The 16,398-nt window shown below is 47.1% G+C and carries 12 protein-coding genes; 9 read left to right on the plus strand and 3 right to left on the minus strand.

What is annotated here, in order from left to right; all coding sequences use genetic code 11:
* Positions 1-81 precede the first annotated feature (81 nt).
* The 3 genes from M2277_RS08160 to M2277_RS08170 all read left to right on the plus strand — a co-directional run bounded on the left by M2277_RS08160 (position 82) and on the right by M2277_RS08170 (position 8,489).
* Positions 82-2,688 carry a winged helix-turn-helix domain-containing protein gene (locus tag M2277_RS08160; protein WP_280754559.1) on the plus strand — a complete coding sequence of 869 codons (2,607 nt, stop codon included), beginning with the start codon at positions 82-84 and terminating at the stop codon, positions 2,686-2,688.
* Between the two features lie 156 nt (positions 2,689-2,844).
* Positions 2,845-7,122, plus strand: coding sequence for an S-layer homology domain-containing protein (locus tag M2277_RS08165; protein WP_280754560.1), 4,278 nt, complete (start codon positions 2,845-2,847; stop codon positions 7,120-7,122).
* A gap of 419 nt (positions 7,123-7,541) precedes the next feature.
* The gene (locus M2277_RS08170; RefSeq protein WP_280754561.1) at positions 7,542-8,489 is read left to right on the plus strand and encodes a poly(ethylene terephthalate) hydrolase family protein; all 948 of its coding nucleotides are present in this window, start codon (positions 7,542-7,544) and stop codon (positions 8,487-8,489) included.
* 40 nt (positions 8,490-8,529) lie between these two features.
* On the opposite strand, the gene M2277_RS08175 is transcribed toward M2277_RS08170, so the two are convergent.
* Positions 8,530-9,411 carry a LysR family transcriptional regulator gene (locus tag M2277_RS08175; protein WP_036639054.1) on the minus strand — a complete coding sequence of 294 codons (882 nt, stop codon included), beginning with the start codon at positions 9,409-9,411 and terminating at the stop codon, positions 8,530-8,532.
* A gap of 180 nt (positions 9,412-9,591) precedes the next feature.
* Between M2277_RS08175 and M2277_RS08180 the strand changes: the two genes are divergently transcribed.
* Complete coding sequence (locus tag M2277_RS08180; RefSeq protein WP_063479632.1) at positions 9,592-10,575, plus strand: aldo/keto reductase; 984 nt, start codon at positions 9,592-9,594, stop codon at positions 10,573-10,575.
* A 166-nt stretch (positions 10,576-10,741) separates the two neighbouring features.
* On the opposite strand, the gene M2277_RS08185 is transcribed toward M2277_RS08180, so the two are convergent.
* Positions 10,742-11,599, minus strand: a complete 858-nt coding sequence (locus M2277_RS08185) for an SDR family NAD(P)-dependent oxidoreductase (protein WP_280754562.1) — start codon at positions 11,597-11,599, stop codon at positions 10,742-10,744.
* Between the two features lie 176 nt (positions 11,600-11,775).
* On the opposite strand from M2277_RS08185, the gene M2277_RS08190 reads away from it, so the two are divergent.
* Positions 11,776-12,282: a MerR family transcriptional regulator gene (locus tag M2277_RS08190; RefSeq protein ID WP_006210185.1), complete on the plus strand. Its 507-nt coding sequence runs from the start codon at positions 11,776-11,778 to the stop codon at positions 12,280-12,282.
* Positions 12,283-12,327: 45 nt separating this feature from the next.
* Here the strand turns inward: M2277_RS08190 and M2277_RS08195 are convergent, their stop codons facing one another.
* The gene (locus M2277_RS08195; RefSeq protein ID WP_148247272.1) at positions 12,328-12,990 is read right to left on the minus strand and encodes an alpha/beta hydrolase; all 663 of its coding nucleotides are present in this window, start codon (positions 12,988-12,990) and stop codon (positions 12,328-12,330) included.
* Between the two features lie 198 nt (positions 12,991-13,188).
* Here M2277_RS08195 and M2277_RS08200 point away from each other — a divergent pair, with 198 nt between their 5' ends.
* From M2277_RS08200 to M2277_RS08215, 4 genes are all read left to right on the plus strand, one after another.
* Complete coding sequence (locus M2277_RS08200; protein WP_280754563.1) at positions 13,189-14,157, plus strand: Ldh family oxidoreductase; 969 nt, start codon at positions 13,189-13,191, stop codon at positions 14,155-14,157.
* Between the two features lie 97 nt (positions 14,158-14,254).
* Positions 14,255-14,488, plus strand: a complete 234-nt coding sequence (locus M2277_RS08205) for a hypothetical protein (protein WP_006210180.1) — start codon at positions 14,255-14,257, stop codon at positions 14,486-14,488.
* A gap of 260 nt (positions 14,489-14,748) precedes the next feature.
* The gene (locus M2277_RS08210) at positions 14,749-15,267 is read left to right on the plus strand and encodes a DUF3231 family protein (RefSeq protein ID WP_036639072.1); all 519 of its coding nucleotides are present in this window, start codon (positions 14,749-14,751) and stop codon (positions 15,265-15,267) included.
* Between the two features lie 164 nt (positions 15,268-15,431).
* A complete protein-coding gene (locus tag M2277_RS08215; RefSeq protein ID WP_280754564.1) occupies positions 15,432-16,271 on the plus strand; it encodes a manganese catalase in 840 nt (279 codons plus the stop codon).
* Positions 16,272-16,398: the final 127 nt, after the last annotated feature.

Consider the following 16,398-nt stretch of genomic DNA (forward strand, 5'->3'; position numbering starts at 1 on the left):
AAACGGCTCCATTTACGATATTCTGAATGTAACTCCAGAATTTTGATGGACAAAACCGAAGATATGGCCCAGAGAGGCCTTTTGAAAAGAGGGAATATGGTATACGAGAACAATGAAATCCCATTTCTGCTGGCATCTAAATTAAATCGACCCCAATCCCTCTACCAATCTGTCCCGCGTCCACGGCTATTGGCGCAATTGCATGAAGGATTAAAGCACAAGGCTGCTTTCGTGACGGCTCCGGCCGGTTACGGTAAAACCACACTGCTCAGTGATTGGACCAGGCATTTAGAGGTACCAGTCGGATGGTTATCGCTTGATAGCAAGGATAATGATCTCATCCGTTTCTGGAACTACGTTACGAAGGCGATCGAGCAGGCGAGGGGGGTGACCGATTCCCTTCATACCACATCGGCAGCGCTAAGTCCGGGTCAATACGAACCATTTATCGTCGCTTTGTTAAATGAATTGAACGAGTTGAATGAGACACTTGTCCTGATACTGGATGATTGGCATGTCATTCATAATGCGGATATCTTGGAGTCCGTCTCTTATTTTCTGGAATACTTACCTTCCTCCGTTCATCTATGCTTTGCAAGCCGAAGTATCCATGGATTCCTGAAATCGAGATGGATCAGCCGGAACTGGATCCATGAAATCACAACTCAACAGTTATGTTTCGATTTGCAGGAGACGCTGAAATTGTTCCAAGACGTTGAGAAGAAAGAGCTGCAGAGGGAGCAGATCGAAGGCATACTATACCAAACCGAAGGCTGGGTAACGGGCATTAAGCTGATCTCGTTGTCTTTGCGTGCCGATGAGTGGGCCGGTTCTTCCAAACATATACAATCCAGCCATGAACGCGTCGAGTCGTTTTTATTGGAGGAAGTGTTTGAGTCGCTGGGTGAGCCGCTGCGGCAATTTCTGCTGAACGTCTCCATTTTGCAGCGGATGAATGGGCCATTATGTCAAGCTGTTGCCGGAGAGGATGGTGCAGTGAAACTGGCGGAATTGGCCAAACTCAACTTATTCCTCATACCGCTAGATGAGGAGAAGAATTGGTTCCGGCTTCACCATCTGTTCGGCGAGTTTCTCCTGAAGCACCAGCAGCGCCTTGACTCCGCAAAGACAGCTGCGCTATTCCGGGCAGCTGCCGCATGGTGCGAATCGCAGGAAATGCACGAAGAAGCGGTAGATTACTATTTAGCCGGAGCGTGTTATACGGACGTTATCCGATTATTGGAACAGATGAGAAGCTTGATGATTCGCAGAGAATTCTCTACCATGAGGGACTGGTTGTCGGCCATCCCCGAGGAGCTGCTTATGCGGCATCCGTACCTTTATTTTTCGTATATTTTTTCATTGCTGTGGGCTCAAGAACTTGAACTGGCGGAGCGGTATCTGCAGCTGGCTGAACAGCATTATGATGCTTCCTCGGCAAGCTGGACTAAGGAAGAGAATCATCGTTATTTGGGGTATCTGTATTATGTAAGGAACTTTAAAGCGACCCAATATGACATGGACATGATTAAAGGACTGGAATACATCCGACTTTCTCTTCAATATAGTCCTACGGGAACGGATCTGATCTTTGCATCCCCTCATATGCCACTGGCTCCGTCCATTTACAGGTCATATAATGGTAAACGTGGTCAGCATTTGCCTCGAGGCCTCTCCGATACTTTCTTTTTGAGTATGATCGAATTCATGAAGCCGATGGGTCTGCAGGATTCGGTTGTGGTCTGTTACGGAGAGTTGCTTTACGAACGCAATGAACTGAAGCAGGCGGAGGATTACTTTAGGTTGGGATTGCAAGGCCGAAGCCAGGCGCATTATCAACCAGAGAAGGTATACGTTCCGGCAAGTCTGTTCCTTTCCCGTATCAGCCAATCCAGGCAGGATATCTCCCAGGCTGAAAAATGGTTGGAAGAAGCTTATCGGAGAGCGCTCGAGGACGAGGCCAAGGCTGCTCTTATCCTGCTCGATTTGGAGATGGCACGTATGCGGCTGAATGCAGGGGATCTGTCAGCTGCTGATGAATGGAAGAATCGCTACAGGCTAGCGGCAGATGATCCGGTATCCGTATATCAGTTATTCGTCTATATCTTCCTCGTTAGCGTGTTGATGGAGAGTGGAAACGCAAGGGAAGCCTGGGCTTTATCTGAGAGGTTGCTGCCCATCGCGGTAAAAGGCCATCGCCCGATGGATGCCTTGGACATACAAGTACTCCAGGCAATGTTGCTGCGACTTGAGGGTAAATCGCAGCAAGCACTGCTTAAATTGGAAGAAGCACTGAAATTCGCGGAACCCGATGATTATATCCGTGTGTTCGTCGATAAAGGCAGTCGGGTTGCAGAGCTGCTTACGGATTATGTTCAGCATCGCCAGAGAGGGAGCATTAGAGATAAAAATGCACCTTCACTATCGTATGTGCGAAGGATTCTCTCTGGTTTCGGAGGAACTGCCGAATCGCCGGAACAAGGCAAAGTCACATTGGAGAACCTTCTGACACCACGAGAATATGCGGTTTTTCGTTATATGGAAGAGGGGATGGACAATCAGGCGATTGTTGCCGCGCTCGGCTTCGGCATGGGGACCTTGAAAGCGCACATCAATCGCATTTACAGCAAGCTGCAGGCGAAGAACCGAGTAGAGGCCATTAAACGAGGCAAAGAAATTCAAGGCTAGCCTAGAGGATTTAAGCAGAAGACCCGCCAACCGGCGGGTTATTTCATTGGTTCGACTATAACCAAGACTATAACCGGGGTTAGATTCGCATGATCGGGAAATCGAATATACTACGGATCGTGGCTATCGAAAATAATGAAAGGAAGAAAAGATGAAATGAGACGCATCTTCTGTATTTTAATGGTTTTTGTGCTATGGATAGGAACTTTCCCGTTTCAGGCATTTGGCTACTTGCAGGTCGGCATGTCAGGAGACGGGTCTGCGGGTAATCCATACATCATCACCACATTAGATCAATTGAACGCCGTGCGTAATGACCTAGACGCTCATTACAGATTAGGGGCAGATATCGATGCTTCGGATACGGCAAGCTGGAACAATGGGGAAGGATTTATACCTATCGGCACCGTTGGAATTATCCATAGCGAGTTTAACGGCTCTCTCGACGGAGCGGGATATGTGATTCGCAATCTAACCATACATCGTCCACATGCTGATGTTGCCGGTCTGTTCGGGGTTATGGGTTCCAGCGGGGTGTTGGAGGATGTCGCTCTCGAAGGAGGTTCAATCACAGGAAAACTCGATGTAGGCGGGCTGACGGGGCGCAACTATGGCAGGTTGGACCGGTCCTTCGTTACAGGAACGGTTAGCAGCAATGAGGGCATCGTCGGAGGTGTGGCAGGCTACAATGGCATTGACGGTGAAATCACCTTTTCTTACAGCACCGGTGATGTAAGTGGCGTCACTTATGTTGGCGGTTTGGTAGGACGCAATGACGGGAAGGTGAGTAATTCCTACGCTACCGGTACCATCTCCGGTACGTCTATCATCGGGGGATTAGTAGGAGACAATGAAGGTGGAGAGATCATCCGCTCATACGCCGCTGGGACCGTTAGCGGCAGCGCAGAACATGTGGGCGGACTAGTCGGGTTTAATATTTCCGCATCCATTCGCAACTCCTATGCCACTGGCGCCGTCAGTGGGCGGAGTGGCATAGGAGGATTGGTGGGCAGCACGAGCCACGGCTTGATAAGTCATTCTTATGCCACGGGTTATGTCAACGGGAGCAACCATATTGTCGGTGGATTGGTTGGGGACAATAGCGGAGAAATAAGCAGCAGCTTCTGGGATACCGAAACGGTCGGTTTAAACAGCGCCTGCGGAAACGATACATATAATAAATGCGCAGCTACCCCTCTCACTACAGCACAGGCGCTTATCCAAACCAGCTATCCGGACTGGGATTTCACGAATGATTGGTTTATGGTCGAAGACTCCACACGGCCGTTTCTGCGGACGGAATGGTCGACCGTCATCCAGAATTCCCATCAGCTGCAATTGATGGAACTGGATTTGTCAGCACAGTATACCTTGTCGAAGAATATTGATTTCGAAGCGACATTCGAGGACGACTCTCGCTCTGATATGTGGGCGACGGGTGCAGGTCATGGGTATGGTTTTGAACCGATTGGCAGCAGGAGCACCTCTTTCACGGGCACACTCGACGGCCAAGGTCATGCTATTACGGGTCTTTATATCCATCGAAACGGTTTATCGAATGTTGGGTTGTTCGGCCATATTTCCGGTGGTGAGGTTCGGGATCTGGATTTGAAGAGCGGATTCATCTCCGGAGACAGCTATACAGGCATGCTGGCAGGAGAGACCGATTCTGGCAGTCAAATCACGCAGGTTCATGCAACAGGGAGTGTTACCGGAACCAGCATGACTGGGGGATTGGTTGGAAATCACTATGGCAAGCTTACAGGTTCCAGTTCAAGTGCAACAATTAATGGTCAATTCAATGTTGGCGGATTGGTAGGACATCTGGATATGGGGGGAGAGATTAACCGGTCATTCGCCGCAAGTCATGTTACCGGTATGGATTTTGTTGGCGGACTGGTGGGGCGCAATGAGCGTGGTCAGGTACATAATGCGTACGCTACAGGTTCCGTTAGTGGTCGCGCCGAAGTCGGCGGACTGGTAGGACGGAATGTCGGTAAGATCGGTACGACTTACGCTGCTGGTCAGGTTAAAGGCAGTAACGAAGTCGGTGGTCTGGTGGGACGGAAATTCGACACGATTACCGCCAGCCTCTATAATCTGGAAACGTCAGGTCAGTCCGATACAGGCAAAGGGGAACCGCAAAAGACGTCGAACATGAAGCAGTACTCCGCCTATGGTAGCGAATGGGATTTCGGTGCAACTTGGTTGCTGCAAGAAGGGAAGATGTACCCCGTCCTGCAAGGGATCACAAGCAATCTCGAATGGGACGCTGCCCCACCAACGATCGTCAGCGCGAAGATCGAAAGTGATCATCCGGACCGGGTCATCGTAACCTTCGATGAAGATGTCCGACTAACGGATGCTGCGGGGATCGCGATTACGGCTAACGGCAACTCCACAACCATCACTGGTGTTGATGGAACGGGCACGAAGGAGCTTGTCTTTAGCGTGGATCAAGTGTTCGAAGAAAACGAGCGCGTGCAACTCTCCTACGATATGGCAGCCGGAAATATAACCGACGCTGCTAACCATGCGTTGCTTGGTGTTACGGATGTCGAGATCGTCTGGATGGTTCCGGCTGATCATACGCCGCCATCTATCGTCATTACGATGACCACTGCGGATGGAAGGGAGTATGTCGATGGTTCATGGAGCGACCAAGCAGTGAGCGTAAGCGCCGAAGCATCGGATGAGCGCGGCGTGACTTCGTTTACCTATTCTCTGGATGACGAAGTGACATGGAGTCCTTATGTATCGGATATCGTCTTACAAGATGACGGCGTTCATCGGATAACGTTCAAAGCCGTTGATACAGCAGATAATGAAGCGGTCGAACAACGGACGGTCAACATAAGCACGACAGGAATCACGCTAACGCCAACACTTGTAAAAGCAGATGGAAGCGAATATGTAAGCGGCGAATGGAGCACGGCAAATGTCATCGTGAGCGTATATGCCGAATCGGGAGTCAGCGGAATTAATGGTCTTACCTATTCACTGAATGGAGGCGCCTTACAACCGTATGACAATAAAGGAAATCTTGAAATATCGAACGAAGGTGAGCATACCATCCTGTTTCAGGTATCCAACGCTGCGGGGGATACGCTCTCCCTGACGATCTTGGTGAAGATCGATCGTACACCACCGACAATCACCATCCATCCGAATGGCAGTGAAATACAGACGGCAGCGGTAACACCGACCGTCACGGTGACTGACACAGGAAGCAGGCCAGATGCATCCTCATTGGAATATGTCTGGACGACCGATATGTCTGCGCCAACCGCTGGCTGGATGTCGTTTGTGGACGGGGCCGTGCTTGGTAAGAACGGGGTGGAGGGTGATTGGTACTTGCATGTCAGAGCCCGTGATCAAGCGGGCAATGCGAGTAATCTGACTTCCAGCCGGTATCGTTTGATCACCAAGAGGATTGATGAAGCAAACGAAACCAATCCAACGCACGAAACCAATGTACCATCGCTCCCGAGCAACAGCTTTCTGGTAGGCGCGGAGGGCAGAACGATTGTTTTTGATGGTGGGCAAGTCCGAATCCCTGCCAAAGCTCTGAAACGACCGTTTTATGTATCCATACATCAACTAACCCTTCAGGCTGTCCCTCCTCTAAGAGAGGGTGAACGATGGGTAAGTAAAGTTATTGAGTTGAAGAAAGATGTATCAGGGAAATTTGATGAAGACGTAACGATCAGTTTGAAATTTGACGTGGACTCCAGTCGTAAAGACAGCTATGAACTCCGACTCTATCAGTTCAACGAAGATCTGAAAGAGTGGGTAGAACTAGATAACGTCGTCGTAGATTGGCTGGAAGGAACGGTAAGCGGTACGACCGACCATTTCAGCACATTTGCAGTCATCGAGAGAAAGATCGTCCAGGAGCCTGGAATCGGGGCTGCGTTTACAGATATCCAAGGTCACTGGGCGGAGAAGAACATCGAGAAACTTGCAGGAACAGGCGTTGTGAACGGTTATATCGACGGCAGCTTCAAGCCTGATCGTACGATTAGCCGAGCTGAATTCACTGCGATGCTGGTGCGAGCGCTGGGTCTCACAAGTGATGGAAGCAACACATTTGATGATATGGCGGATCATTGGGCGAAGCAAGCCGTTTCTGCTGCGTATTCAAACGGGATTATTCAGGGATACGATCAGCGTACCTTCGCTCCCGATGACTTCATTACCCGCGAGCAAATGGCCGTGATGGTGGTTAATGCTTTGCGTATCAATCAAACGATTACGAATAGAAGCTTTGCCGATCAGGACAAGATTTCCACATGGGCACATGATGCGGTCATGATGGCGACAGCGTATGGAATCATAACCGGCTACCCTAACAACATGTTGAAACCGAAATCCCAGGCTACCCGGGCAGAGGCGATTACTGTGATCTTGAGAGCCACTGAGGAGCAGGAATGATCGGGCAAGCGACAACAGAAATAAAGACGCAGATGACATAAATGGTCTCATTAAAAGTCGCTATTCAAGCGGCTTTTTTTGTTTTACTGGGTACAAATTCTGTCTTCGACTGGACAAGAACTTGTGTGGCTCAACGAATAATGAACTTTCTTATAGAGCATATGTATCCTGCCAAGATCGATTAGACATATGGTCAACCAGTCATCCAAGCATGCCCTGAACCAAGCAGCGTGCACACAGGGAGGAGTGCGCACACTGCATCCGAGTTGTATAACTTGAATCAGCATGAAACGTTGTGAATAAAAGAAATTCGCGTATAACGAAACATAACTACCTCTTTTAACGTATATCCATTCAGTTTCATATTTTAACTGAGAACACGATAGAGAAGTCTATAGACTATCGTAGAGGTCACGTCTATGCCGGTGTTGAAAAAACGAAAGTGGATGTTATGGGTATCAACTTTAGTTCTTATCGTTGCAGTTTCAATAACCATTTTCATGCAAATCATCATTCATTCCAATGTACCCGAACTGGCAGAAGGAAGCATTGAGCAGCGATATGCACAGCAAGGAAGCCATTCTGTAAAGTTGGAAGAAGTGAAGAGTTCGAGCGGGGAGGCTTTATTTAGAGTATACTACCCCGCATTTCAAGGAGACGAAACCTATCCTATTATTTCATGGGGGAATGGAACAGATGCCACGCCAGATCGTTATGATGAGCTCTTCACTCATCTAGCAAGCTGGGGATTCATTGTAATCGATTCCTATAGCAAGACAACAGGAACAGGCAAAGAAATTGTGGGGGCTATTGATTATTTGAAACATGAAAACGAACGAGCAAACAGCTTGTTTTATCAAAAAGTACAAATAGAACATATTGGTGCGGCTGGACATTCTCAAGGGTCTACGGGGGTCATTAATGCTCATACCAACTATAAAAGCGGATCGTTGATTAAGACGGTTGTATCCATCGCTCTCCCGGATTTGAAGCATTGTGATCCGGAATATGTGTACGATACATCGCGTATTACCGTTCCCTTCTTCATTATTGGCGGTACACGAGATTTTCTAATCTCGCCGGTATCAACGAATCAATTAGCCTTGCACAGTACAAACGCAAGCACGCCAGTGATGATGGGGATGGCCAAAGGTGCAGCTCATACAGCGATTGAAGGCAATGGTGGCAATCATAGGGGGTACTTGACGGCTTGGATGAGATATCAGCTGCTTGATGATCAGGAAGCCATGAAGGCATTTCATGGGGATTCTTCCGAGATGATGCTTAATACCAATTGGGAGGACGTGATACAAGCAAATATGGTGAGTCAGACTGGTAACCATTCAAGAAACAAACTCTCGAAATGACCGTGAACCCAGTGGATATCTAATAGATCAGGGATGAATATCACGAATGATATGTTTCCTTTATAAATTGAATAAAGTGTGCAGTAGCTGGGCTGAAAATCTTATTCTTGTTCCAAGCGATGACATGGGTAGTAATTCGTTCAGGTTCAAAAGGAACAAAACAAGTGCTGCTGCTTTCCCGGATTGTATAGGCTCCACCCACACATATTGCATATCCAAGTTTCCTTTCCACCAACAGCATAGCATTCGTCAATAAATTATGTGATGCAATAATACAAAGGTTATCCTCCTCAACACCAAGCCAGCTTGTAATTTCATTCTGTACAATGGTACGTCGGGGTACAATCAAGGGTAAGGAAAGGATATCTTGGATACTAACAGACTTTTTTTCGGCTAGAGGATCATCACGTCTCATCAGAATCCCCCACTTTTCCTGATGAGGCAATCGAATATAGTCATATTTAGCGGTTTCAATCGGTTCCAATAGAATTCCGATATCTACATTTCCTCGGTCAAGTTTCTCCCGAATGTCATCTCCATCTGCACTATACAATTCATATTGCACCCTAGGGTGCTGATTCGAAAATTTCTCTAACCATTCTGGCAAAGTTCTTGATACCGTGGACTCTACACAACCAACAGAAACCACTCCACCAATCAAATCTTTTTGTTCTGCCAGATCTCTTTCTGTCTTATCTAAGAGAGAAACCATTTCTTTGACTCTTTGTTGAAACAAAAGACCGCTATTGGTTAGTGTGATCTGTCTTTTGCCGCGTATAAATAAACGAGTCCCCAATTCTTCTTCAAGGTCCATCAGCTGCCTGCTTAGGGTAGGCTGTGTAACATGAAGGATTTCTGCTGCTTTTGTTATGTTTCCAACTTTAGCCACCGTCAAAAAATACTTAAACACACGAATATCCATTTTTCATATCATCCTTTCATAATCTGATGGAGGGTTTCCTGATGATTATACGATACATATTAGGCATGATAAAACATTCATCATAGGCATTTGAAATTTTTCGCGCAGAAAATTACTATGGGTATATAACATACACAAAATTGTGGACTTGAAAAAAAACGGTTAAGAAAGGAAATGATTATGAAGAAAAGGAATCTGGGCAAAAACGGTTTGGAGACCTCGGAAGTTGGATTTGGATGTATGGGATTAAACCATCATCGGGGACCGGCAAAAGACCGTCGCGAGATGATTTCCGTTATACACTCAGCTATTGATTCGGGCATTACGATGTTGGATACAGCGGAAGTTTATGGTCCTTACACAAATGAGGAGCTTGTTGGGGAGGCGCTCGCAGGGCAACGGAGTAAGGTACAGATTGCAACGAAAGGAGGCTTTAAGATCACTGGCTTAACCAATGAGCTGGACAGCCGGCCAGAATCCATTGTCCATTCGGTGGAAGGGTCCTTAAAAAGATTACAAACGGATTATATCGATTTGTACTACATTCATCGCGTAGATCCAAAGGTTCCCATTGAAGAAGTGGCGTTGACCATGCAGCAGTTGAAAAAAGACGGGAAGATCCTCCATTGGGGGTTGTCGGAGGCGGGCGCTGAAACGATTCGTCGTGCGCATTGCGTTGAACCGCTGACAGCAGTGGAGAGTGAATACTCGATTTGGTGGCGGGAAACAGAAAGGGACATATTCCCCGTACTCGAAGAATTGGGAATCGGTTTGGTAGCCTATAGTCCTCTTGGTCGTGGATTTCTTACCGGAAAAATAGATAAGAACGCTTCTTTCACCGAGAACGACAACCGGGGGGAACTCCCGCGGTTTACTAAAGAAGCGATGGAAGCAAATCAGGTGATTGTTGATTATTTGAATAAAGTGGCTGAGATGAAAAATGTAACCACAGCGCAAGTAGCACTCGCATGGATTCTTGCCCAAAAGCCCTATATCGTACCTATTCCAGGGACAACCAACGTTAATAGAATCTCCGAAAATATTGCAGCAAGCGATATCGTCTTCACTGAACAGGAGGTGAGGGTAATCAATGATGAGATTGGCAAGATCCAAATTGTTGGCGACCGTTATCCAGAAGCCGAGAAGAGAAGGACAGGTAAGTAAATGAGGTTGTGCCTTCTTGCATCCTGAGATTTTCCTGCAAAATACTGATGCACAAGCTGTGAATCCAGGGTATGGATGTGTTCATCATTGGGATAACGGGCAAGATCAGCGGACTGCTGGCGCAGAAGCTGCCGTTTACGAGATCAGCTGCCTCTGTTCAACTAACTTAAAAGTTACCTTGTAAAAATTCGTGTTCATAAACCGCTTGAATTCTTTCCAGAACGTTTGATGCCTGGTCTTTGAATTTTAATTCCGCAACCTGGCCTTTCAGCAAATACACGCCAGTTTTATTGTGGTGTTCCCCTAAAGCTCCTTCATACAGCTTGTTCGCGCCGTGAGTAGGAGGGGAGAAAAATAGCTTCATTAGTATTTCAATCAAAAAGGGCAATCCGGATTGTTTTCCTTTTCTTAGCGTATTATTGCTACCTGGGTCAACGCTGCGAATCTTGATGTCATCCTTGGCAAGCTGCGCCGCGATGGCCTGAGTCCAGAGTGAAAGAGCCAGCTTTGATGTCGCGTAAGGACCAAGCAGCTTGCGGAAGGTTTTGGGACGTTCCAGGATATCGATAGTGAACTCTTTAGTAAATTTTAGCGCTGAAGATGAGGTGTTGATCACCGTTTTTAAGCGACCCGCTTTTAGGAGTTCCTTCAACTCCATCAGAATAATATACGGAACGACCGTCAACAGCTCATAATGCTTCTCGCGTCCTTGTTTCGAATAACTCAGCTCGGGAAAGGACCCTCCGGCGTTATTGAACAAAATATCAATTCGCTGCTCCTTGCGATTAATCTCTTCCAAAGTACCTCTCAAGCTGGCATAATCGGCAAGATCATCTGTTTTATAAAGTCGAAGTGATCCACTCTTTATTGCATGATGGATGCTCACATCCTCCGCCGGAAAGTCGGAACGGTTCAAAGCAATCACCTGCCAGTCCTCTGACAGCAACTTTCGTGTTAATTCCAACCCGATCCCGGCGCTTGCACCTGTAATTAATGCGATATGTTCACGTGGATTCTTGTTCATTGTGCATCTCCTCCTGATCTCCAGGGTATTTGCCCTGATAGCTCACACTCTACAAGTTGAAGTCGACTCCAAGTCAAGGCGCGAAACCAAGTTTTTTTCTAAAGAATTAGAAACTTGACTTGGAGCCAGCACCAAGATGTATAATGCCAGAAACACAAGCTTCAGGAGGGAACAGGATGAAGGAAGAGCGATTCTACACAATAAAGCAAACCGCCGAGTTAACCGGAATTACGGAGGATACGATCCGTTATTACGAAAAGATTTCGCTGCTGCCTCGTGCAGAGCGGAAGGACAACGGGCACCGCATCTACCGGGAGGAGGACATCCATACGATCCGGCTGATACCATGCCTGAAAAAAACGGGGATGCCGCTAGAGCAAATGCGCCCTTTTCTGGCAGTCTCCGCCGATACCGATCCCGCGGAATATCCCGAGCTGGTGGAACTTTTAAGGAGCCATCGGGATAATATGGTCAGCCAGATCAACTCGCTGCAGCAGGTCGTCGATTTTATCGACATGAAGTTGGAGGAGGGCAGGTATCGACGGGACTACTCAGGTGAAACTCAAGATGACTTATTAGAGAAAAAGGTGAGGCAAGTGAGACAAAAGCCCATCTCACCTGTTGAGATGATTTATTTCTCCGAGTCGGCCAAAACGGGCAAATTACCTTCCTCAGCAAAATAAGTCGTAATAAGCGGCTTCTGCAGTTTCCTCTTACGCATATCCGTCCTATGGCTGCTGCAGCCATCGATGTACTTCAGGAAACAGCACGCTCCACGTGGATTCGTGATGTGTTCCGCCAGGAATTATATCGAATCGAATCTGCTTCTCGGGAACCCCTGATGCTATCAAGGTCTGGTGTACCAATGCGACGTGCTCGCAGGCAAGCCGATTGAAGTCGGGATTGTCGGTTTCCAGTTCTCCAATGCTTAGATAGACGCGAAGCACAGGGGAGAGGTCCGATTCTTGAATCAATTGGATGATCCCGCCACTGTCGTGCCACATAACAAAGGAAATCCCGCCCACACGGCCAAACTGATCCGGATAGCGAATAGCCGTATACAACGAGACGTAAGCACCAAACGAACTTCCAGCAATGGTCGTAAATTCCGCTTCAGGAAGCGTCCTGTAGTGGCTGTCGATATAGGGTTTAAGTGTCTCCGCCAGGAAATCCGCATACGCCGCACCCTTGCCCCCGAAGTTGTACTCCGCATTGATCGTAAAGTTATATTCATGGTTGCGGTCGTCACCCCCATGATCGATAGCGACCACGATCACCTCCAGTGCCGGGTCCTCCAGTGCTTTTTTACGAAAAAAAATAATATCATTGTGTACAGGGACAAAAACATGCTCCTTTTGAGAGCTGATACTAGTAGTTAAACATGACGAAATTAGGTTTCAATGGCTTGTCTAGGCCAAGATTTATTTATGATATAATTATGAGAAATGGTTTGCGCGTTTCAAAGAGAACGTTAGACCGGGAGCGTGACAAAATGCTGAAGGGAAACAAGAAAACAGTGATTAGACCGTTCGCAATCTTGCCCACCCTATTAAAGCCACAAATTCATTCGAGTTTCAGGATTATAGCCCATGCGATACGATCTTAATAGTGCAAGGGAATTCGCTATTCGCGTATGTGTTGCTGCTGGAGCAAGCATGGCGGTGGCGATTTCTCTTGCTGAAGCAACTATCGATGCAGAATGTTCAGGTCGGACTTCGGTTGGATTTGCTCATCTTCCCGACTATCTGGAAGGATTTTTATGCGGACGCATTTCTGGTACACAAGAGCCGGCGCTTTTCTATCCAACACCTACTATCATTCAGGCCGACGCCAAGGGTGGTATCGCCCAACTTGCTTTTGATAACGCTTTCGAGGAACTGCAAACACGGGCAAGCACTTATGGAGTAACCGTACTCTCGTTAAAGAACAGCTATACTGCTGGAGAGCTGGGCTATTATGTCAGGCGGCTTGCCCATAAAGGATTGGTAGCTATAGCTACCAGCAATGGACCTGCTTTAATGACCGCGGGACAAAGTAAGGAGGCTGTTTATGGCACCAATCCTCTCGCATTTGCCGCGCCTGTCGATAACAGGGCTCCCTTGGTTTTGGATCAGGCATCTAGCGCTACAGCGTTTGTAAATATACGGAAAGCGGCAGAACGGGGAGAGATGATTCCCGAAGGCTGGGCCATCGATGGAAGGGGGCAAAGTACTAATGATTCACGTGAAGCTCTCAAGGGCGCGTTGCTTGCTTTTGGGGGGTCACGAGGCGCCAATATAGCGCTCATGGTTGAAATACTCGCCGCAGGTATGACGGGCGCCAATTGGTCACTTGATGCTCCATCCTTTGATGAAGGGAGAACCTCGCCTGGTGTTGGCCTATTTATAGTGGCGCTGGACCCCCAACTACTCTCTCCCGGTTTTTCCACACGATTAGCGTCTCAAGTCGAACGATTGTCCTCCAAAGGAATTTATATTCCAGGAGGAAGCTATATTAAGGATGAAATAGACGTTCCGTCTTCACTTGTTGCGACCCTGGAGGGGTATTGTTTCAAGTGAACAAGTCCACCCCTCATCGCTTTAGTGAAACGAAAGACAAAGCGGCAGCCCGAATCAGATTAAGGTTATATTATTTTATGCAGGAGGTCATCACTTCTTGAAATTTGAACTAGGACGTTGCTTACTGAATGAACGATTGATGGAATCCGGAAAGTCAGCGGAATGGCTGGCAAAAGACTTGCTTTTTAAACCGGAACGAATTTACGACTTTATTGAAAATAAAAGAGTGATGCCGCTCAAAATTGCGATATCGATTGCCGATTCCATCGGTTGTGATGTTCGTGCCTTGTATGAATTAATTCCGAACGATAATGAAGTAAAGCGAGATTAATGAAATAAGCGGTTGATTGCATTAAGACTAGTTCCAGTGAAAGTCGCTAAATTAGCGGCTTTTTTGTTTTATCGGAACAAGTTCTTGTCTCGAGCTGAGGACGAGAATGAGACAAGCACCTATTCAAACGGAAGTTTTGAATGGGGCATTGTGGAAACCAAGGTTAACTAACCAATGTTTGTAACGGACAAGAATATAATCATTGCATTTGGTAAAACATAACTTGGTAAACCGACATCGTATGAGGAGGAGAATTGAAGATGGGCATTTTGAGTGACAATCCCAAAAATGAACCACTGCATTATGGAGAGATTTTTAGTGTATGGCAATGCTCCATGGCAGCCAAAGGATTCGTTTCCTGTTATCAAGCATACTTGAATCATGCAGGTGACAAGGATCTTAAGAAAGTGCTGGATGATCTGCTGGATCAAGCCAAACTTGAGATTAAAGAATGTGATACCCTATTAACCGAAAATGGCATTGCCCCTGCACCAATGCTGCCGGAGCGGCCTCCTGTGAAGCTGGAAGATATTCCGGCTGGCGCTAGATTCACGGATCCTGAAATTGCAGCCAAAATAGCAGCCGATACTTCGTTAGGGTTAGTCGCAGCTAGCCAAGTCATGGGGCAGTCTATCAGAGAAGATGTCGGTGCATTATTTGCCAAATATCATCTAACCAAGACGGCTTTAGGAGTCAGAATCCTTCAGATGAACAAAGAGAAAGGGTGGCTAGTGCCTCCACCTCTTCAAATCAAAAGACCCGATTCTGACGAAGCCTAAGTAACCGTATGTTTTGCTAAACGATTAGACTGTATTATCAGAGACAAAGATGGAGAGACTGCCTCTCCGTTCTTTGTCTTTTTGCTATGCTCTTTTGTTTAAAATCATCCGAGCAGGTTATATACATTTTGAATTGATCAACTACCCATAATGGAGGGATTCATATGTTTCGACACCAGAAAGAGTTACAATTCGAGGTAAAAGTAGATCGCCCGGATCCCGTATTTGCACGCCAAGTCCAAGAGGTACTAGGTGGACAATTCGGGGAAATGACCGTTATGATGCAGTATCTATTTCAAGGATTTAATTGTCGGGGCGAAGAAAAATACAAAGATATGCTCATGGATATTGGTACTGAAGAGATCGGCCATGTTGAAATGCTCTGCGCATTGATTAGCCAGCTGCTGGATGGGGCAACACCTGCTGAGCAACAAAAAGCAGCTGAAGATCCGGTTACAGCCGCAATTATGGGTGGCATCAATCCCCAACACTTACTTGTAAGCGGTCTGGGAGGGTTACCTACTAACTCTAACGGAGTACCCTGGAACGGTTCATACATCGTGGCGAGTGGTAACCTTCTGGCAGACATGCGATCCAATCTGCATGCCGAAAGTCAGGGTCGACTTCAAGTGGCAAGACTCTATCATATGACTACCGACGAAGGTGTTCGTGCGACTCTCCGTAAAATGTTGGCACGTGACCGTTACCACCAATATCAATGGATGGCCGCGATCCAAGAACTGGAGGAAAAAAACGGAGTCGTTGTACCGGCTTCATTCCCACCGGAGGCAGAACAGGAATCCCAGCCAGAAGCTTATGAATTCTGGAATCTCTCGGAGGGAACTGAATCAGGTGAGGGTTTGTGGGCCAAAGGGAGTGCACCCGATGGTACCGGAAACTTCGTGTATATTTCCAATCCTGTTCCAAAAGGACAAATATACGAGCCCCTCATCCCGGCCACAGAACTACACCATGACCTGAATGGTGAAGCTACTGAAAAATAATAGTGTAATAGATGGCGCCATAGAAGCACCACAATAAGAGAAAAACCTTAGAGATATTGCACATTGCGGCATGCTCTAAGGTTTTTTTGCTAACAAAATAACTACATTTTACATGAGGTGTGTCTAA

Source organism: Paenibacillus sp. LBL, from assembly GCF_029893715.1.
GTDB classification, from domain to species: domain Bacteria; phylum Bacillota; class Bacilli; order Paenibacillales; family Paenibacillaceae; genus Paenibacillus_AQ; species Paenibacillus_AQ glucanolyticus.